Annotated in this window: 16 protein-coding genes; 9 read left to right on the top strand and 7 right to left on the bottom strand. The window is 69.9% G+C overall.

The window, feature by feature from the left end; all coding sequences use genetic code 11:
- Window positions 1-21: 21 nt before the first annotated feature.
- Both ITJ61_RS06555 and ITJ61_RS06550 read right to left on the bottom strand, forming a co-directional pair.
- Entirely contained in the window at window positions 22-936 is a 915-nt protein-coding gene (locus ITJ61_RS06555; RefSeq protein ID WP_194685821.1) for an endonuclease domain-containing protein, read from the bottom strand.
- A gap of 735 nt (window positions 937-1,671) precedes the next feature.
- Window positions 1,672-3,450, bottom strand: a complete 1,779-nt coding sequence (locus ITJ61_RS06550) for a dolichyl-phosphate-mannose--protein mannosyltransferase (RefSeq protein WP_323744307.1) — start codon at window positions 3,448-3,450, stop codon at window positions 1,672-1,674.
- 50 nt (window positions 3,451-3,500) lie between these two features.
- Between ITJ61_RS06550 and rsmI the strand changes: the two genes are divergently transcribed.
- From rsmI to ITJ61_RS06525, 5 genes are all read left to right on the top strand, one after another.
- Window positions 3,501-4,313 carry a 16S rRNA (cytidine(1402)-2'-O)-methyltransferase gene (gene rsmI, locus ITJ61_RS06545; protein WP_194685820.1) on the top strand — a complete coding sequence of 271 codons (813 nt, stop codon included), beginning with the start codon at window positions 3,501-3,503 and terminating at the stop codon, window positions 4,311-4,313.
- A gap of 69 nt (window positions 4,314-4,382) precedes the next feature.
- Entirely contained in the window at window positions 4,383-5,951 is a 1,569-nt protein-coding gene (metG, locus tag ITJ61_RS06540) for a methionine--tRNA ligase (protein WP_104241737.1), read from the top strand.
- Between the two features lie 80 nt (window positions 5,952-6,031).
- Window positions 6,032-6,973 (top strand): TatD family hydrolase, encoded by a 942-nt coding sequence (locus tag ITJ61_RS06535; protein WP_194686700.1) that lies wholly within the window; start codon window positions 6,032-6,034, stop codon window positions 6,971-6,973.
- Window positions 6,970-7,821: a 16S rRNA (adenine(1518)-N(6)/adenine(1519)-N(6))-dimethyltransferase RsmA gene (gene rsmA, locus ITJ61_RS06530; RefSeq protein ID WP_104241735.1), complete on the top strand. Its 852-nt coding sequence runs from the start codon at window positions 6,970-6,972 to the stop codon at window positions 7,819-7,821. The genes ITJ61_RS06535 and rsmA overlap by 4 nt, the downstream gene beginning before the upstream one ends.
- A 168-nt stretch (window positions 7,822-7,989) precedes the next feature.
- Entirely contained in the window at window positions 7,990-9,351 is a 1,362-nt protein-coding gene (locus ITJ61_RS06525; RefSeq protein WP_194685819.1) for a hypothetical protein, read from the top strand.
- A gap of 8 nt (window positions 9,352-9,359) precedes the next feature.
- Here the strand turns inward: ITJ61_RS06525 and ITJ61_RS06520 are convergent, their stop codons facing one another.
- On the bottom strand, window positions 9,360-9,767 hold the full coding sequence (locus ITJ61_RS06520) for a GNAT family N-acetyltransferase (RefSeq protein ID WP_181064987.1): 408 nt from the start codon (window positions 9,765-9,767) through the stop codon (window positions 9,360-9,362).
- Between the two features lie 260 nt (window positions 9,768-10,027).
- On the opposite strand from ITJ61_RS06520, the gene ITJ61_RS06515 reads away from it, so the two are divergent.
- From ITJ61_RS06515 to ITJ61_RS06500, 4 genes are all read left to right on the top strand, one after another.
- Window positions 10,028-11,068 carry an LLM class flavin-dependent oxidoreductase gene (locus tag ITJ61_RS06515; RefSeq protein ID WP_194685818.1) on the top strand — a complete coding sequence of 347 codons (1,041 nt, stop codon included), beginning with the start codon at window positions 10,028-10,030 and terminating at the stop codon, window positions 11,066-11,068.
- A gap of 18 nt (window positions 11,069-11,086) precedes the next feature.
- Window positions 11,087-12,430, top strand: a complete 1,344-nt coding sequence (locus ITJ61_RS06510; RefSeq protein WP_194685817.1) for an LLM class flavin-dependent oxidoreductase — start codon at window positions 11,087-11,089, stop codon at window positions 12,428-12,430.
- 126 nt (window positions 12,431-12,556) lie between these two features.
- A complete protein-coding gene (locus ITJ61_RS06505; protein ID WP_194685816.1) occupies window positions 12,557-13,906 on the top strand; it encodes a M20/M25/M40 family metallo-hydrolase in 1,350 nt (449 codons plus the stop codon).
- A gap of 171 nt (window positions 13,907-14,077) precedes the next feature.
- A complete protein-coding gene (locus ITJ61_RS06500) occupies window positions 14,078-14,830 on the top strand; it encodes a MerR family transcriptional regulator (RefSeq protein WP_194685815.1) in 753 nt (250 codons plus the stop codon).
- Window positions 14,831-14,978: 148 nt separating this feature from the next.
- On the opposite strand, the gene ITJ61_RS06495 is transcribed toward ITJ61_RS06500, so the two are convergent.
- From ITJ61_RS06495 to ITJ61_RS06480, 4 genes are read right to left on the bottom strand one after another with little or no spacing between them, the layout of a single operon-like run.
- Window positions 14,979-15,341, bottom strand: a complete 363-nt coding sequence (locus tag ITJ61_RS06495; protein WP_194685814.1) for a hypothetical protein — start codon at window positions 15,339-15,341, stop codon at window positions 14,979-14,981.
- Window positions 15,338-15,784: a hypothetical protein gene (locus ITJ61_RS06490; RefSeq protein WP_194685813.1), complete on the bottom strand. Its 447-nt coding sequence runs from the start codon at window positions 15,782-15,784 to the stop codon at window positions 15,338-15,340. Before ITJ61_RS06490 ends, ITJ61_RS06495 begins: the two co-directional genes overlap by 4 nt.
- Before the next feature lie 9 nt (window positions 15,785-15,793).
- Window positions 15,794-17,620 carry an ABC-F family ATP-binding cassette domain-containing protein gene (locus tag ITJ61_RS06485; RefSeq protein WP_104341229.1) on the bottom strand — a complete coding sequence of 609 codons (1,827 nt, stop codon included), beginning with the start codon at window positions 17,618-17,620 and terminating at the stop codon, window positions 15,794-15,796.
- A 56-nt stretch (window positions 17,621-17,676) separates the two neighbouring features.
- Window positions 17,677-18,282, bottom strand: a complete 606-nt coding sequence (locus tag ITJ61_RS06480; RefSeq protein WP_104307016.1) for a MarR family winged helix-turn-helix transcriptional regulator — start codon at window positions 18,280-18,282, stop codon at window positions 17,677-17,679.
- Window positions 18,283-18,404 lie beyond the last annotated feature (122 nt).

Here is an 18,404-nt window from a genome sequence, read left to right as displayed (position 1 = left end):
GCGCGCTACCGGGTTACCGCGCTACCGGGACAGCGCCGCACGCAACCGCGCGAGGAAGGCGGCGGCGTCGGGGAACAGGTCAGCGTGGGTGACGCGGATGACGCGCCATCCGGCCGCGATCAGCGCCTCCGTGCGGGTTATGTCGCGCCGGAACTGCGCGGGGCTCAGGTGCACTTCGCCCTCGTACTCCACGACGACGCGCTGGGCTCGGAAGACGAGGTCGCCTCGTGCCAGGAAGCGTCCGCCCGCGTGGATATCGGCGTTGACGGCGGGTTCCTCGATGCCCGCGTCCACGATGAGGCAGCGAAGCCAGCTCTCCGGTGGCGAGGCAACGTGCTCCCGAAGGCGCGGCAGGGCGCCGCGCAGCACCGAGCAGCCACGGAGTCGGCCCCAACGCTCTACGGCGTCCTCCAAGCAGGTGAGCTGGGTCAGCGAGCCGGACGAAACCCGCCCCGGGTAGCGGTCGAAGTCGCTGATCATCGCGTCGCCGACCGTGACCAGCTCCGTCTCGCTGAACGAACTCGCCAGAAGAGTGAAGAGCAGCGGCACGGGAACCACCCGGACCCCCTCGATGAGGTCGGCCTCCCAGAGGTCATCCCGGATGCGCCGCGCACGGACGCCCGCCGCTCGTGGTCTCGAGGCCGACTGCCTGGCAAGCACGTCGACGGTCTCCGAGCGGTGGCGCCGCGGTACCGGCAGCCCGTAGACCCGCAGCGCGGAGGGCCCGCTCAGCGCCTGGCCACCGCGGAGCCGCGGCCCGAAGCGGAGGACCTGCTCCCTGCTGGTCAGTGCGGGTTCCGTCGCTCGCACTCCGCGGTAGGGCCGAGCGAGGCTCTGCCGGGCGAGGGCTTTCTTCGTGAGACCCGCGGCGTTCCCCTCCGCGATGCTGAACGCGCGGTCTCTGAGCTCCTCGGGGATCGGGATGCGCGCGGCCATGCCGGAAACCTACGTATGTCGGCGTCGTCGCGCTGAAGTTCTCCACAGCCCGCCGCCCCCAGCCCACCGTCCCACCGCCCGACGCCTCCGCAGACGGCCGCTTCCGTTTCCGTTTTTGGCGTCGGGCCCCTCGTGAAGAGGTCACTTTGAGCCCATGTTGCGCGGTCTGTTGGGGGGAAAGTGACCCATTTGGCGTGGGGTCGTGTGTGCGGGGATGCGCGCGCGCATGCGGGAAGTCCATGCACGTCGGCGTCCCGGCGTCGCGGCGCCTCTTCAGGAGGTCACTTTGAGCCCATGTTGCGCGGCTCGATGGGGGCAAAGTGGCCCATTCGGCGTGGGGTCGTGTGTGCGGGGATGCACGCGAGCATGCGGGAAGTCCATGCACGTCGGCGTCCCGGCGTCCCGGCGTCGCCGTGTCGCGGCGTCGCGGCGCCTCGTGAGGAGGTCATTTTGGGCCCGTGTTGCGTGGTCAGATGGGGGCAAAGTGGCCCATTCGACGCGGGGGCGCGTGCGGGGGATACGCGCGCCATGCCGGGAACCTGCGCAGGTCGGCGTCGCCGCGCCTCGTGAAGAGGTCACTTTGAGCCCGTGTTGCGCGGTTCGATGGGGGCAAAGTGACCCATTCGGCGCGGGGACGCGTATTAGGGCGTACGCGCGGGGCTCCGGGGGCGCGGATTCGGGCGCGCGGGCTCCGGGGGGCGCGGATTCGCGCGCGGGGCGCCGGCCGCGGCGCGGCTACCGCCAGCTGGGCAGCCAGTGCGTGAGCGACCAGTAGGAGGTGGAGATCATCTGGCCGGTCCACACGGGCCAGAAGAGCACGGAGACGAGCGCCATGATCACGAGCAGCACCCCGACCGCGGAGACGCCGATGGTCCTGGAGGGGCGCGGGGTCTCGCGGTCGCCGGCGATGGTCTGGATGACCACGAGGGAGGCGAGGATCATGAACGGCAGGAACGCGATCGCGTAGAAGTGGAAGACGGCCTGTCGCTCGAGGTAGGCGAGCCACGGGAAGTAGCCGGCCCCGTAGCCGACGAGGATCGCGAAGTACTGCCATTTCGGGCGCAGGAAGCACATGATGATGAGGAACAGGATCGACACGGTGCCGAACCAGAAGATGATGGGGTTCGAGATCGACGTGATCGCCTCGACGCACTGTCCGACGTCGCAGGATGAGCCGTCGCCCGCCTCCGAGTAGACGTAGCTGAACGCGGTGGGGCGGATGAGGAACGGCCACTCCTGCGGCCCCGACTGGTAGGGATGCTCGGCGCTGAGTCCGCGGTGGAAGTTGTACGCCTCGACCTGGTAGTGCCAGAGGCTCTGCAGGGGCAGCGGCACCCACGAGAGCAGTCCGGTCCACGCGTTGCCCGCCTCCTCGGCCCAGCCGCGGTAGAAGCCGCCCGTGGTGGTGAGCCAGCGGGTCCAGGTCGCGAGGTAGGTGAGGGCTGCGAGCGGCACGGTCAGGAGGAACGACACGGGGCCCTGCATGAGGATCGCGGCGGAGCCCCAGAAGGTCACGCCGAGCCGCTTCCGCTCGATCATGTCGATGACGAGCGTGTAGACGCAGAACGCGGCGAGGAAGTAGAGGCCTGACCACTTCACGGCCGACGCGGCGCCGAGGGTGACGGCCGCCGCCATGAGCCAGGGCCGCCACCAGAGGCGGGGCCCCCAGTCGGGTCCGACGGGCTTCACGTCGGGCGCTCGCGAGGTGGTCGTGGCCTTCGTCGGAATCGGGTCGCCGTCGAGGCCCTCCTCCGCGCGCCAGGCCATGATCTTCGTGCGCAGCTTGCGCTGCTGGTCCTCGCGGTCGAGGAGCACGAAGAGGAAGGCGAGCAGCACGAAGAACATGAGGATGCCGTCGAGGATCCCGACGCGCGACATGACGATCGCGTGCCCGTCGATGGCGAGCATCCCGGCGCCGATCGTGGCGAGCACGGGCGAGCGGAACAGCTTCTTGGCGATGACCCAGAGGAGCGGCACGGCCAGGGTGCCGAGCAGGGCGACGGCGAATCGCCATCCGAAGGGGTTGTCGGCACCGAACACGAGCATCCCGAGCCCGATGAGGTACTTCCCGAGGGGCGGATGCACGACGTACGACGGGTCGGTCGTGTACCCGTTCGGGTCTCCTGCGTTGAATGCGTCGTTCGGGTTCTCGGGCCATTCCGCCTCGTAGCCGAGGTTGAGGAGGGTCCACGCGTCTTTCACGTAGAACGTCTCGTCGAAGATCAGGAAGTGCGCGCCGCCGAGGTTCCAGAACCGGAGGACGGCGGCGAGGAGGGTGACGACGCCGAGGAGGATCCACTCGGTGCGCACGCGCAGCCTGGGGGTGCTCGTGACTCGCGCCCAGAGGTCGTCGAACACCGAGCCGCGCGCCACCGGAGCCGCTGGGGCCTTCGCCGCCGGCGCGGCAGGGGCAGCGGATGCGGTCACCGTGCCGCTCGTCGCCGTCGCGGGGGCCGTCGTCGGGGACGACTCGGCCGCCTCGTCTGGTGTTCCCGTGTCTGCTTGCTCGCTCACCCAAGCAATCGTAGGGGGCCGCGGGGCGAGCGCGTGGGAGGATCGCAGCCATGATCATCCTGGCCGGCACCCCCATCGGGAACCTCGGCGACGCTTCGGCGCGCCTCATCGACACGTTCAAGAACGCCACCCTCGTGGCGTGCGAGGACACCCGTTCGACGGCGAAGCTGCTCGGGATGCTGGGCGTCGAGAACCGCCCGCGGCTCGTCGCCCTCCACGAGCACAACGAGGACGAGCTCGCGAAGACCATCGTCGAGCAGGCTCGCGAGGCCGATGTGGTGCTCGTCAGCGACGCCGGTATGCCGGGAATCTCCGACCCGGGCTACCCGATCGTGGCGCTCGCGGCGAAGGAGGGGGTGACGGTGACGAGCGTGCCGGGGCCGAGCGCCGTCATCACGGCGCTCGCGATCTCGGGGCTGCCGACCGACCGCTTCACGTTCGACGGCTTCCTGCCTCGCAAGGCCGGGGAGCGGGAGACGTTCCTGCGCTCGCTCTCGAGCGAGCCGCGCACGGTGGTCCTGTTCGAGTCGCCGCACCGCCTGGCGCGCACGCTCGCCGACATGGCCGCGATCTGGCCGGCCGACCGTCGCATCGCCGTCTGCCGTGAGCTCACGAAGCTCTACGAGGAGGTCAGGCGGGGGACCGCGGCTGAGCTGGTGCCGTGGGCGGAGCAAGGGGTCCGCGGCGAGATCGTGATCGTCGTGGAGGGTGCGGCCCCCGCAGTCGTCGACGAGGCTGGGGCCCAGGCGATGGTCGCGGAGCTCGTAGCGGGCGGGATGCGCCTGAAGGACGCGGCCGCGCAGGTCGCCTCCGAGACGGGCATGAGCAAGCGAGACCTCTACCAGGGCCAGCTCGCGAAATAGTGGGCCAGGGGTGGCTCTCCTGGGCACCTCGCGTCGTAACAGTGCTCGGCCGACAATAGGATGATCCCCATGGCTTCCGGCGAATCGTTCTACATCACGACACCGATCTTCTACGTCAACGACGTCCCCCACATCGGTCACGCGTACACGGAGGTCGCCGTCGACGCGCTCGCCAGGTGGCACCGTCAGCGTGGCGACACCACGTGGCTGCTCACGGGCACCGATGAGCACGGTCAGAAGATCATGCGCTCGGCGCTCGCGAACAACGTCACCCCGCAGGCGTGGGCCGACAAGCTCGTCAACGAGGCGTGGAAGCCCATGCTCGAGACGCTCAACATCTCGAACGACGACTTCATCCGCACGACGGACGAGCGGCACGAGACTCGCGTGCAGCGCTTCCTGCAGAAGCTCAACGACGCCGGCTTCATCTACGACGCCGAATTCGAGGCGCTCTACTGCGTGGGCTGCGAGGAGTTCAAGCCGGAGTCCGAGATCGTCGCCGGCACCGGCCAGTACGAGGGCGAGAAGGTCTGCGCCATCCACTCGAAGCCGCTCGAGCTGCTGCAGGAGCAGAACTACTTCTTCAAGCTCAGCGAGTTCCAGGACCGCCTGCTGGCGCTCTACGAGGAGAACCCGGAGTTCATCCAGCCGTCGTCGGCGCGCAACGAGGTCATCTCGTTCGTGCGCTCGGGACTCCGCGACCTGTCGATCTCGCGCACCACGTTCGACTGGGGCGTGAAGGTGCCGTGGGACGAGTCGCACGTCGTCTACGTGTGGTTCGATGCGCTCCTCAACTACATCACGGCCATCGGCTACGGCGACGACGAGTCGGAGCTCGAGAAGTTCTGGCCAGCGCACCACATCGTCGGCAAGGACATCCTGCGCTTCCACGCCGTCATCTGGCCGGCGATGCTCATGGCCGCCGGCCTGCAGGTTCCGGCCGGCATCTTCGCGCACGGCTGGCTGCTCGTGGGCGGCGAGAAGATGTCGAAGTCGAAGCTGACGGGCATCGCGCCGACGGAGATCACCGATGTCTTCGGCTCCGACGCGTTCCGCTACTACTTCCTGCGCGCCATCCACTTCGGGCAGGACGGCTCGTTCTCGTGGGAGGACCTGTCGGCTCGCTACCAGGCTGAGCTCGCGAACGGGTTCGGGAACCTCGCGTCGCGGGTCATCGCGATGGTGAACAAGTACTTCGACGGGGTCGTCCCGGAGCAGTCCACGATGCTGGAGTCGGAGCAGGTCATCATCGACCTCGCGACCGAGGTCGCGGCGAAGGCCGACGAGGCGATGCTGGCGTTCGACATCGATGGCGCTCTCGCGCACATCTGGCGGCTGGTGGATGCGCTCAACGGGTACATCACGGAGCAGGAGCCGTGGGCGCTCTCCAAGCAGGGCGATGAGGGCCGTGCGCGCCTCGCCGCGGTGCTGGAGGTCACGACCCGCTGCCTCGGCCACCTGGCCGTGCTGCTCAACCCGTTCGTCCCGATCGCGGCCGAGAAGCTGTGGTTCGCGATCGGCGGCAACGGCGAGCTCGCCTCGACCCGCATCGACAACGCCTACGCGCTTGTTGGCTCGCGGCCGTTGAGCGAGCTGCCGCCGCTCTTCCCGCGCATCGAGCAGGAAGTCCAGCGCTAGCGGTGACCGAATCCCAGCACGACGCCGGAGCTCACGACGCCGGGGCCCAGGACGCCGGGGCGCGGGGTGACGCCGAGAGGCTGCGCCGCCGCTCTGCGACAAGCGAGTCCGGGCACACGCGCATCCTGGCGTACCCGCCGTACCCCGAGGCGCTTGCCGTGCCCTGCTACGACAACCACACGCACCTCGAGATCGAGGATGGTGAGGAGGACGAGCGCCTGACGCTCGACGAGCACCTCGCCGCCGCAGTCGCAGCGGGTGTCAAGGGGGTCGTGCAGGTCGGCAACGACGTGCCGTCGAGCCGGTGGTCGGCGCGCGTCGCGGCGACGCACGAGCGCGTACTGGCGGCGGTCGCGCTGCATCCGAACGTCGTGCCGGAGCTCGCCGCCGCTGGCACCCTGGAGGACGCGATCGCCGAGATCGACCGCCTCGCGGCCGAGCCGCGGGTGCGGGCCATCGGCGAGACGGGGCTCGACTACTTCCGCACGCCGGAGAAGGCCGACCAGCTGCTGCAGGTCGAGGCGTTCGAGCGGCACATCGGGCTCGCGAAGAAGCACGGCCTCGCCATGCAGATCCACGACCGGGATGCGCACGACGACGTCATCTCGACTCTCAAGCGGGTCGGTGCCCCGGAGCGCACGGTCTTCCACTGCTTCTCCGGCGACGCGGACATGGCGCGCATCGCGGCGGCGGAGGGCTGGTACCTCTCGTTCGCGGGCACGGTCACGTTCAAGAACGCCGCGTCCCTGCGGGAGGCGCTGTCGGTGACGCCGATCGAGCGCATCCTCGTGGAGACGGATGCTCCGTTCCTCACGCCGGTGCCCTTCCGTGGCCGCCCCAACGCGCCGTACCTCATCCCGGTCACCCTGCGGGCGATGGCCGAGCATCTGGGGGTCGCGGTGGATGCGCTGAGCGCCCAGGTCGCCTCGAACACCGAGGCCGTCTACGGCAGCTGGCACCAGGCAGCAGGCCAAGGCGCCCTCGCCGGTGACCTCACCTCCGACGAGAGAGAGACCGCATGAGCGTCAGCCTGCTCGGCGCCAACGAGATCCGCGAGCTCGCCGCCGAGCTCGATGTGACGCCCACGAAGAAGCTCGGACAGAACTTCGTGCACGACCCGGGAACGGTGCGGCGCATCGTGCAGACCGCCAAGGTCCGCTCGGGGGAGCACATCCTCGAGGTGGGGCCCGGCCTCGGCTCGCTCACGCTCGGTCTCCTCGAGACGGGCGCGAGTGTCACGGCTATCGAGATCGACGAGCGCCTCGCCGCCCGCCTGCCGCAGACGGTGGAGGAGCACGCGGCTGGCGCGCATCTCGACGTGATCGTCTCCGACGCCCTCCAGGTTCAGGAGGTGCCGGGCGAGCCGGTCGCGCTCGTCGCGAACCTGCCGTACAACGTGTCGGTGCCCGTGCTGCTGCACCTCCTCGAGCGGTTGCCGTCGCTGCAGCGCGGTGTGGTCATGGTGCAGGCCGAGGTGGGGGAGCGCATCGTCGCCGGACCCGGATCGAAGGTGTACGGCTCGCCGAGCGTGAAGGCCGCCTGGTACGGCACGTGGTCGAGTGCGGGCCTCGTGGGCCGCAAGGTGTTCTGGCCGGTGCCGAACGTCGACTCCATCCTCATCTCGTACACGGAACGTGCTGAGCCGCGCGGCTCGGAGGAGCTGCGTCGCAAGGTGTTCCGCATCGTGGATGCCGCGTTCGGTCAGCGCCGCAAGATGCTGCGCCAGGCGCTGTCGCCGTTGCTCGGCGAGAACGCGGCTGCGACCTCGCTTGTGCTCGAGGCATCCGGTATCGACCCCACCGCCCGCGGCGAGACGGTCGGCATCGACGACTACGTGCGGCTCGCGGAGGCCTGGACTCCCGAAGACTGAGCTCGGCGAGGGGCACCCGGGCCCTCGTGACTCCATCGGATCAGGGAACGCCTGGGAACGGATGGGGACGCCTGGGAATGCGGCGCGCACCGTCGAGCCGACTGGGGCAGACTAGCTTCGGGCACCACAACGAGGTCGGTGCTCGCGCAGCGCGTCGAGGGAGCGGTCATGGGCGACACATCTGCAGCCCGTCGTGTTCCTGGGGCGCCTCCGCGTCGTGCGCGCACCATCACGATCGTCGCCATCGTCACCGTTCTTCTCCTCGCCGCTGGCTGGGTCGTCCTCGCGTTCACGGACGAGTCGGACACCTCTCCGACGGATGCCGTGAGCGAGTCGACGCTGCCCGGCTACCCCACGCGGGGCCCCCGAGCCGACCTCGACGACCAGCGTGCGCTTGTGGCCGCCGCCGACCTCTGGCGGGAGGGAGGCGCGGACGACGTGACCGACAGCGCCGACGTGACGGGCGGGAGTGACGGCATCGAGATCCCGGACGGACAGGTGATCGAGCTGCTCTGGGCCGGCGATGTCGACTCTCTTGCGCTCGGTTCGGTGCCGGGGCTCCGCAGCTCGTTCTCGGCGCGCCTCGTGATCCTCCGCTCCGACAACGCCGTCGCGGCCCTTGCGCGTCCGCTCGACGGTGCCGGCAGCGACGACGAAACGGCGTTCACGATGCTCGGGGCCTCCTCCATCACGACGAGCCGCTACGAGCGCGGGTTCACGGTCGCGCGGGGCGTGCTGCTCTTCCATGAGCGGATGCAGCGCGGCATGTCGCTTGAGACGGCGACCTTCTCCACGGAGACGGCACCCGCGCTGAGCGAGACGCCGACCTCCGACGGGCTCCTCCTCCTGTCTGCCAGGGCGCTGCTGCGCATCCCGGACGCGGGAGGCACGGCTGCGGCGGACGTCTACGCGGGGTTCGCCTACGTGCATCCCAGCTCGGGGCTGACGATGCTGCAGACCGAGGATGCCGACCGGGACTGGAGCGCGGTCACCGATCCCAAGCGCGGCAACGCGCGTTTCGCGGCGCTCTCGCGCGGCATCATCACCGCCCGGGACGAGCAGCGCGGGTACCGGCTGCGAGCATCCATCCTCGACGATCAGCCGCTGCCATCCGGTGAACGGCTCGCGCTCGCCTCGGTCTCCCACCTGGAAAGCCAGGGCCGCGGCTCTGGGGTCCTCTGGGCGGCGGTCATCGCCGTGCGCGGCGACGAGGACCCGGTCGTGCTCGGGGCGGGGGACGTCGCGAGACCGGTGAACGGCGCACCGCAGCTGCCCGTGATCGCGGCCAGGTGGGTCCGAGATGCCGGTGTGGACGTGCTCGTCGTCGCTGGCACCCGCGAGATCACCTCGTTCGACATCGCCGCGTCTGGCGGCACGACCAGCTTCGCGGGTTCCGGCGGTGTCGTCGACCGCTCGCGCCTCGCCCTGACCTGGGAGGACGAGGCCGGGAACGCGGTCAGCCGACCGGCGCTCGTGGTCATCGGGATGTCGGGCGCCGGGCCGGTGCCGTCGCTCGAGCCGGTCAGCTGACGAGCCCGCTAGCCAGCGAGCTCGAGGGTGAGCGCGAAGATCTGCGTCCAGCTCTCCTCGCCGTGCTCGAGCTCGGGCCGGCGCTCGAAGCCGAGCTGCTCCAGGAGGCGCTGCATGGCGACGTTCTCCTCCGGCACGTAGGTGTCGATTCCGGCAGCCAGGTGCAGATCCGCCCAGGTGATGGCGGCCCTCGTCACGCGGGTCCCGATGCCGGTTCCGCGCACGTCCGGGGCGACCCAGAGCTCGTCGAACACGAGCTCCGAGCCGACGGCGTCGAGGGGGCCGGAGAGCGCGGCGCTTGCGACGACTCGTGTGCCGTCGAAGGGAATGGCGTGGAACTCGACGCGGCCGCTGCCCGCTCGGGTCGTGGTCACACGGACGGCGTTGCCGATCGACGTGTGCAGCCCGAGGCTCATTGCAGGACCGGCCTGCCAGTCTCGACGCGCTGCTGGCACATGAAGTTCAGGCCTGTTGTCGTGTGTGTCATCTTCATGCTCCTTCCACGGTCGGGGTCGTGCGGTTCGCTCCAGTGCGGGGCGGGCTGCTGCTTCGTTGGTGGGTACCGTACGCCTCACTTCACGAGGCCCGCACCCAGTGTTGCGCCAGAAGTCCTCCCGGGGCGGCAGGTGAAGCGTCGACATCCAACCGGCGACGTGCGCTTCCTAGTCTTCGAGGCATGACTCACGAGAACCCGCCGTTTGCCATCGCCGTCGAAGCGGGCAGCGAAGGCGTCGGCCCACAGCGAATCCGCGCGGCGATCGCCGCGCTCGAGCGCTTCGGCGTGACCATCGCCACGTTCGAGGACATCGGCTTCCGCGACCTCAGGGCGGCGGCTCCGCGGCTGGACGCCATCGAGCAGGCCGCGTTCGCCGCCCCGCTCTCCGGGGCGACCGGCCTCGTGCCGCTCATCCGGGTCTCGGCGGTCGAGCCGTTCCACCTTGCGACGCAGCTCGCGACGCTCGACTACGCGTCGCACGGCAGGGCAGGGTGGATCGGCGACGTCGACGGCAGCGAGATCGAAGCGGCCGCGTTCGACCGGCCTCCGCTCGACGGGCCCGAGGCCCGCCGCACCGAACTCGACGACACCATCGAAGTGCTCGGCAGGCTCTGGGACTCCTGGGAGGACGACGCCGTCATCCGAGATGTCGAGACCGGCCGCTACCTCGACCGCGACAAGCTCCACTACGCCGATTTCGAGGGCGCACGCTTCAGCGTGAAGGGCCCGTCCATCATCCCGCGCCCGCACCAGGGGCAGCTGCCGACCTTCGCGCCGTTCGGCTCGGCGGCGCCCGAGCTCGTCGACGTCGCGCTCATCCGCGAGCGTACGGTCCTCGAGGCGAGCGCCGCGGCCGGGCAGGCCGACTCCCAGGGCATCGCCCGCACGATCGTCGAGGTCTCGTTCGCGCTCGACGCGCCAGGACGCCCCGCAGCCGACCGGGCCGGTGCGCCCGCGGCCGACACGCCCGCGGCGGGTCGCATCCACTACTCCGGGGACGCGGCCGGTCTCGTCGAGCTCATCACCGAGGTCGCGTCGTTCGCGAACGGCGTGCACCTGCTGCCCGCCGACTTCGGCGCGGATGTGCAGGAGCTCGGCCGCGCCGTGCTCCCAGCGCTTCGCCGCGCAGGCGTCTTCACCTCGCCGCGCGCCGGCGAGCATCTGCGCGACGCTCTCGGGCTCGCGCACCCCGCCAACCGCTACGCCGCCCAGGCCCTCTGAACGCGAAGGATCACGACGATGACACAGCACAGCACAGGTCCGACGCGGCCTGCCTCGGGAGCGGCGGGCGCAGGCCAGATCCAGTTCGGGGTCTTCTTCCAGGGCGTGAACTCGACGACCATCTGGTCGAGCGAGCAGAGTGGATCGCAGACCGAGTTCGAGTCGTTCCGCCGCATCGCGCAGACCGCCGAACGTGGACTCTTCTCCGCCTTCTTCCTGGGTGAGGGGCTGCGGCTGCGCGAGCATCTCGGCAAGATCCACGACAACGACGTGGCCGGGCGACCGGATGGCATCACGCAGCTCGCCGCGCTCGCGCCCATCACCGAGAAGATCGGCCTCGTCGCCACGCAGAACACGACCTACAACGAGCCGGCCGACCTGGCCTACCGGCTCGCGAGCCTCGATCTCCTCAGCGAGGGGCGCGCGGCGTGGAACATCGTCACGACCGACAACGCGTGGACCGGCGCGAACTTCCGCCGCGGCGGTCACCTCGCGCACGAGCACCGCTACGACCGGGCGGCTGAGTTCGTGCGGGCAGCCAAGGAGCTGTGGGCGAACCGGGGCCGCGTCGATTTCGATGGTGAGTTCATCCGCTTCGTCTCCGAGCGGGTCCTCCCGCAGAGCCCGCAGTCGCGGCCCGTGCTGTTCCAGGCTGGCGACTCCAGCCAGGGGCGCGATTTCGGTGCCGAGCACGCCGACGTCATCTTCTCCGCGCACCCCGAGCTCGAGGGAGCGACGGTGTTCGCCGCCGATCTGCGCGAGCGGCTCACCAAGTTCGGCCGTGCACGCGACGAGCTCGCGTTCTTCCCCGGCGCGACGATCATCGTCGCCGGAACTCCCAAGGAGGCGGAGGAGAAGGCCCGTTGGGTGCGCGAGCATCAGATCTCGCCCTCGACGTCGCTTCGCTATCTCGAGCAGTTCTGGGGCAAGGACCTCTCCCACCTGGACCCGGACGGTCCGCTGCCGGTGGAGGATCCGGTGGTGGCCGTCACCGACGGCACCCGCGGCAGCGCGTTCCAGAACGCGAAGGCGCTCGAGCTCGCGCAGCAGTGGCGGGAGAAGTCGGAGGCGCTCGGACTGTCGATCCGCGAATTCGTCATCCACCTCTCCTCACAGCGTGGCTTCGTCGGCGGCGTCGACGAGGTCGCCGACACGCTCACCGAGCTGGCCCGAAGCGGAGCCGTGACGGGCATCAACCTGACCCCGTACCTCGTGCCCTCGGGGCTCGACGACATCGTCGACCAGCTCATCCCGGCGCTCCAGGAGCGCGGCTCCTACCGCACCGAGTACCCGGGAACGACGCTGCGCGAGAACCTCGGTCTGCCCGCGGTCGTCGGTGATCTGGCGCCCGCGAGCGTCTGAGCCAGGGCGCCCCGGTGAAGGTGGGGGATGTGACAGGAGGGGTCGCGTGACTTCGTTCAGCCTGGCGCGTTACTCCGCGCAACGCTCCGGCGCGCGCCTCGGCCCCCTTCCGCCGAGGATGGGGGAATGACTTCGCTTCGCGACGAGACCGTCACCCTCCTGCAGCAGCTCATCCGCGCCGAGACCGTCAACGACGGTGCTCTCGACTCGGGCAACGAGTGGCGGGCCGCGGCGGTCATCGAGGAGTTCTTCGCCGGCAGCGGCGTCGAGCTCGCGCGCGTCGAGCCGTTCCCCGGTCGTGTCTCCGTCGTGGCACGCCTCGCGGGCAGTGACCCTGCCGCGGAGTCGCTGGCCCTCGTCGGCCACACCGACGTCGTTCCCGTGAAGGCGAGCGACTGGGTGCATCCGCCGCATTCGGGCGAGCTCGTCGACGGCGAGGTCTGGGGCCGCGGTGCGGTGGACATGCTGTTCCTCACCGCCTCCTACGCGGTCATCTTCAAGCGCCTCGCGACGAGCGGCTTCGCCCCCACCGGCGACCTCGTGTTCGCGGCCGTCGCCGACGAGGAGCAGGGCAGCCGGGCGGGGGTCGGCTGGTTCTCCGAGCACGACTGGGCCACGATCGCCGCCGACAACGTGCTCACCGAGTGGGGAGGCGCGCGCCTCGGCGGCACCGGCAGCACCGCCATCACGGTGGGCGTCGGCGAGAAGGGGGCAGCCCCACGGCGCATCGTCGTGCGCGGCGACGCGGCGCACGCCTCGGCCCCGTGGGGCAGATCGAACGCGGCCGTCACCCTCGCCAAGGTCATCGACCGCCTCCAGGCCAATGCGCCGAAGCCCCGCATCAGCGAGCAGTGGCTCGACACGCTCGCAGCCCTCGACCTGCCGGCCGAGCTGAGCACGCGGCTCGCGCATCCGGACACCATCGACGAGGCCATCGACGAGCTCAGCGCGCACCCCGAGCTCGGCGAGCTCGCCCCGTTCGTCCACGCCTGGACGCACACGACCGTCGCCGTCACCGTCGTCGACGCCGGGTCGAAGGTCAACGTCATCCCGGACAGCGGGTCGATCTCGCTCGACATCCGGGTGCTGCCCGGCGTGACCGAGGACGACGTCGAGGCACACCTCGCCGCGGTGGCCGCCGAGTTCCCGGGCCTCGTGAACGTCGAGGGGGAGTGGTTCTCGGCGGCGAACGAGTCACCCACCACGACTCGCCTCTACGGGCAGATCGAGGAGGCACTCGCCGAGTTCGTGCCAGGAGCAAAGCCCGCCCCCATCCTCGGTGTCGGCGGCTCCGATGCGCGCTTCTACCGGCTGCACGGCGCGAACGCCTTCGGGTTCGGGATCCTCAGCTCCGAGCTGACCTTCTCGGTCGCCCGCAACAGGTTCCACTCCGCGAACGAGCGCCTCGACCTCGAGTCCATCGACCTCACGGTGCGCGGCCTCGATCACGTCGTCCGAGGCTTCCTGTCCGCCTGACGCGAGCTTGGCGGGCTTGACGAGCTTGATGCACCCGTTCGGGGGCTCGGGCAATCTCGTGCACGCGCTTGACCTTGACGCAGCGTCAACTTCTACAGTCGTTCTCGAGCGGTTCGGATCTCCCGAGAACGGGGGAGCCGCTCACACGATCTGAGCGAGAGGACGCCCGCCATGGAATGGTCGATCGGCGAGGTCTCGAAGCGGTCGGGGGTGACCTCGCGGACGCTGCGGCACTACGAGAGCATCGGCCTGCTTCGGCCGAGCCGGACGGGCGCCAACGGCTACCGCTACTACGACGAGGGCGCGCTGGTTCGGTTGCAGCGCATCCTGCTCCTCCGCGAGCTGGGCGTTGGCCTAACCGCAATCGGAGACGCCCTCGCCGGCCGCACCGACGACGTCGCTGCGCTCGAGACGCACCTCGGCTGGCTCCACGACGAGCGCGGCCGCCTCACGACGCAGATCGGATCGGTGCGTGCGACGCTCGCCGCGCTCAAGGGAAAGGAACAGCTCATGCCCGAGCAGATGTTCGACGGATTCGACCACACGCAGTACAAAGGCGAGGTCGAGGAGCGGTGGGGTGCCGAAGCCTCTGCCGAGAGCGACGCGTGGTGGCGCGGCCTCGGCGAGGACGGCAAGAAGGGCTTCCTGGAGGAGCAGACGCGGATCCAGGATGCGTTCAGCGCAGCCCAGTCGGCGGGGCTCGGGCCGGACAGCGATCAGGCGCAGTCGGCCGCCGCCCGCCAATTCGCGTGGATCAGCGACAGCTGGCAGGGCAAGGCGCCAACGGCCGAGCTGTTCACGAACCTCGGCGAGATGTACGTCGCCGACGAGCGCTTCGCCAAGAACTACACGCGCGTCCATGTCACGGGCGCCGAGTTCGTGCGCGACTCGATGCGCATCTACGCCGAGCGCACCCTCGACTAGCAGTCCCTTCCGTAGCTCGAGCCGACCGAGTCCGCACAAACGTCAGGGAGATGCATCTCCCCGTCGAGCGCAACGTGCATCTGGGTGACTCTTGCGCAGGCGACCTGACGCGGGAGTCGCGCATGGGTGGGTGCGCAGAGGTGGGTGCTCAGTGCAGCGTCGCCGTGTCGACCTGCGGGCCGCCCTCGTAGGTGACGGTGATGGTGAGCGGCCGACTGCTCGCGCTCTCCGGCAGCTCGAACTCGAACGAGACGGGTGCGAGCATGAGGATGCAGATGGCGTCCGGGTCGACGATGGGGAAGTGGATGCGCACCTCGCCCGCCGAGGTGACGAGCAGTTCGGGGTCTCCCGCGCCGCACAGGGGCCGGTTGTTGAGCATGTCGAGTCGGAACCTCGACGCGGCGACCCAGGCGAAGCTCGGTGCCACATCCTCGTTGGTGCCCGCGCCGAGAGGATCGTAGTCCGCGGGCGGCGTGACCGAGACGCCCGTTGCCAGGTCCGGTCCCCTCATTCGAGGGTGCCGTGGTCGACGTGCTTCATGTTCTCTGCCGTGACCGTGATCTGCAGAGGGCGGCCGGTCGCGTCCTCCGGCAACTCGAACTCGTAGGCAAGCGTCCGTTCCGAGGCTTCGCACGCCGCATCCCGATCAGTGATCGCGTAGTGGATGTGCAGCTCGGTCGTCGACGCTGCGACGACCGTCGGCGCCCCCGAACCGCACTGCGCGCGACTGTTCCAGGTGCTCATCGTGAAGTGCGTCTCGTCGACCCACTCGAAGTAGGGCACGACCCCGGGGCTGCCGTCGCTCGGGTACGGGTCAAAGTTGGGGCTCGGTGCCATGAACACGCCGGCGTTCTGGGCGGGCCCGGTTGAGCAAGCCGCCAGGGTCGATGCCACCGCCAGGGCGCACAGCGCCGCCGCCGAGGTGAGACGGAGGCGGGGCGCGCTGACCTTCATGAGCTCAGGCTACGCCTCGAGGATCTCGGAGAGCTCGAGCCAGCGTTCCTCGAGCGCGTCGATGTCGGCCGCGAGAGCTTGCCGCTTGGCGGTGATGGCGCCGAGTCCCTCGTAGTCGCCCTGGTCGTGGGCGGCGAGTTCGGCGTCGACCTTCTTCATGGACTGCTCGATCTTCTGGATCTTGCGGGCGATGCCCTGCACCTCTTTCTCGGCGCTGCGGCGGTCGGCGCCGCCGATGGAGAGGCCGGAGGCGCTGGAGGCTGAAGCCGACGAGGAACCGCCGGCGGTCGCATCCGTCGTGCTGGAGAGCGTCGCGGGGGCTGAGCCTTTGAGGCTGTTGGCGCGCAGCTCGAGGTACTGGTCGACGCCGCCGGGAAGGTGGCGGAAGCCGCCGTCCCACACGGCGTACTGCTGGTCGGTGACGCGTTCGAGCAGGTACCGGTCGTGCGACACGACGAGGAGGGTGCCCGGCCACGTGTCGAGGAGGTCTTCCATCGCGGCGAGCATGTCGGTGTCGAGGTCGTTGGTGGGCTCGTCGAGGATGAGCACGTTCGGCTCGTCGAGGAGGATGAGGAGCAGCTGGAGGCGCCTGCGCTGACCACCGGAGAGGTCCTTCACGGGGGTCTGGAGCTGCGTGGTCGTGAAGCCGAGGCGCTCGAGCAGCTGCGACGGCGTCATTTCCTTGCCGCCGGACACGTAGCTCGACTTCTGGCGCGCGACGACCTCGCGGACGCGGTCGTTCTGGTGCTCGTCGAGTTCGGCGAGACGCTGCGACAGGGTCGCGATCTTGACGGTCTTGCCGCGCTTCACCTTGCCGCTCGTCGGCTCGAGGGTGCCCGCGACGAGGTTGAGGAGCGTCGACTTGCCCGCCCCGTTCACGCCGAGGATGCCGGTGCGCTCGCCAGGTGCGATGCGCCACTCGATGTCGCGGAGCACCTCCTTGTCGCCGAAGGTGACGCCGACGTCGAGGAGGTCGACGACGTCCTTGCCGAGGCGCGCCGTCGCGAGCTGCGACAGCTCGACGGGGTTGCGCACGGGAGGTTCGTCCTCGATGAGCTGCGTCGCGGCCTCGATGCGGAACTTCGGCTTCGCCGTGCGGGCTGGGGCGCCGCGGCGCAACCACGCGAGCTCCTTCCGCATGAGGTTCTGCCGCTTCGACTCGATGGCGGCAGACTGCCGGTCGCGCTCGACGCGCTGCAGGATGTACGCCGCGTAGCCTCCCTCGAACGGGTCGAGAACGCGGTCGTGCACCTCCCACGTCGTCTCGCACACAGCATCCAGGAACCACCGGTCGTGCGTCACGACGACGAGCCCGCCCTGGTTCTTCGACCAGCGGCCGTTGAGGTGCTTGGCGAGCCAGGCGATGCCCTCGACGTCGAGGTGGTTGGTGGGCTCGTCGAGCATGATGATGTCGTCGTCGCCGATGAGCAGGGCCGCGAGGGCTACGCGGCGCTGCTGGCCACCGGAGAGGTCGCCGATCTTGTCGGTCCATTCGAGGTCGCCCGCGAGCCCGTTCACGACATCGCGGATCTTCGCGTCGGAAGCCCAGTCGTGGTCGTCCATGTCGCCGACGATGGCCTGCTTGACGGTGAGCTCCGGGTCGAGGGTGTCGGCCTGATCGAGCATCCCGACGCGCACGCCCCGCCGCCGTGTGACCTTGCCGCCATCGGGCTGGATGCGGTCGGCGAGCAGCTTGAGCAGGGTCGACTTGCCGTCGCCGTTGCGTCCGACGATGCCGATGCGGTCGCCCTCTTGGATGCCGACGGAGACGCTGTCGAAGACGACTCGAGTCGGGAACTCGAGGTGGAGCGCTTCCGCGCCGAGGAGATGGGCCATCAGACCAGCTTAAGGCCGGGGAGGCCCGGTGGCCTCCGAGCGAGGGCGGTGGGCGCTCAGTGAGCGGGGTCGTCCATCCGAAGCGAGAGGGTGCGCAGGGCGGTCGCGAGGTCGTCCCGCGTCTCGAGGTCGAGCTCGGCGAGCAGTTCGCGCTCGGCGGCGACGAGCCGAGTGAGGGCCTGGTCGACGAGATCGCGCCCGTTTGCGGTCATGGTGACGAGGATGCCGCGGCCGTCGTTGGGGTCGACCTCGCGGGTCACGAGGCCCCGGCTGACGAGGCGATCGATGCGGTTCGTCATGGTGCCGCTCGAGACGAGGTTCGACGCGAGCAGGTGCTTGGGGCTGAGGCGGTGCGGGGACCCGGCGCGACGCAGCGCCGAGAGGACGTCGAACTCCCACAGCTCAAGTCCGGTTTCAGCGAATGCGGCCTTGCGGAGCGCGTCGAGCTGCTTCGCGATGCGCTTCACGCGGGAGAAGATGCGCAGCGGGTCGACGTCCAGGTCGGGCCGTTCCCGCGACCAGTCGCGCACGATCGTGTCGACCGTGTCGGTCGGATGCGCGGCGTGGCCGCCGTGCCCGACCTCGCCGTGCCCGCCCCCGCTGAGCTCGACCGTCGCGCGCGGAACGTCACGCTGGTGAGCTGCACGTCTGGGGGCATCCATACGTCCCATTATGGCGAGTCCCGCGAGTGCACGTTGACGAGCCAGGGGCGGGCCCTTCGTTCCGCTGGCGCGGCGCGTCCGCCGACTCGTCGCGGCGCGGTCTCCCTGCCGCGGAGGAACGC

This window comes from Pseudoclavibacter sp. VKM Ac-2888, from assembly GCF_015351285.1.
GTDB lineage: Bacteria > Actinomycetota > Actinomycetes > Actinomycetales > Microbacteriaceae > Pseudoclavibacter.
The sequence above is the reverse complement of the archived record's forward strand: the minus strand, read 5'-3'. Positions and strand labels throughout refer to the sequence as shown.

What these genes read in the sequence shown, in the direction of transcription:
- ITJ61_RS06495 (WP_194685814.1), bottom strand. Translation starts at nt 15,341, where the DNA reads ATGAGGGGACCGGACCTGGCAACGGGCGTCTCGGTCACGCCGCCCGCG.
- ITJ61_RS06490 (WP_194685813.1), bottom strand. Translation starts at nt 15,784, where the DNA reads ATGAAGGTCAGCGCGCCCCGCCTCCGTCTCACCTCGGCGGCGGCGCTG.
- ITJ61_RS06500 (WP_194685815.1), top strand. Translation starts at nt 14,078, where the DNA reads ATGGAATGGTCGATCGGCGAGGTCTCGAAGCGGTCGGGGGTGACCTCG.
- ITJ61_RS06485 (WP_104341229.1), bottom strand. Translation starts at nt 17,620, where the DNA reads ATGGCCCATCTCCTCGGCGCGGAAGCGCTCCACCTCGAGTTCCCGACT.
- ITJ61_RS06480 (WP_104307016.1), bottom strand. Translation starts at nt 18,282, where the DNA reads ATGGATGCCCCCAGACGTGCAGCTCACCAGCGTGACGTTCCGCGCGCG.
- ITJ61_RS06505 (WP_194685816.1), top strand. Translation starts at nt 12,557, where the DNA reads ATGACTTCGCTTCGCGACGAGACCGTCACCCTCCTGCAGCAGCTCATC.
- ITJ61_RS06515 (WP_194685818.1), top strand. Translation starts at nt 10,028, where the DNA reads ATGACTCACGAGAACCCGCCGTTTGCCATCGCCGTCGAAGCGGGCAGC.
- ITJ61_RS06525 (WP_194685819.1), top strand. Translation starts at nt 7,990, where the DNA reads ATGGGCGACACATCTGCAGCCCGTCGTGTTCCTGGGGCGCCTCCGCGT.
- ITJ61_RS06555 (WP_194685821.1), bottom strand. Translation starts at nt 936, where the DNA reads ATGGCCGCGCGCATCCCGATCCCCGAGGAGCTCAGAGACCGCGCGTTC.
- metG (WP_104241737.1), top strand. Translation starts at nt 4,383, where the DNA reads ATGGCTTCCGGCGAATCGTTCTACATCACGACACCGATCTTCTACGTC.
- ITJ61_RS06520 (WP_181064987.1), bottom strand. Translation starts at nt 9,767, where the DNA reads ATGAGCCTCGGGCTGCACACGTCGATCGGCAACGCCGTCCGTGTGACC.
- rsmA (WP_104241735.1), top strand. Translation starts at nt 6,970, where the DNA reads ATGAGCGTCAGCCTGCTCGGCGCCAACGAGATCCGCGAGCTCGCCGCC.
- rsmI (WP_194685820.1), top strand. Translation starts at nt 3,501, where the DNA reads ATGATCATCCTGGCCGGCACCCCCATCGGGAACCTCGGCGACGCTTCG.
- ITJ61_RS06510 (WP_194685817.1), top strand. Translation starts at nt 11,087, where the DNA reads ATGACACAGCACAGCACAGGTCCGACGCGGCCTGCCTCGGGAGCGGCG.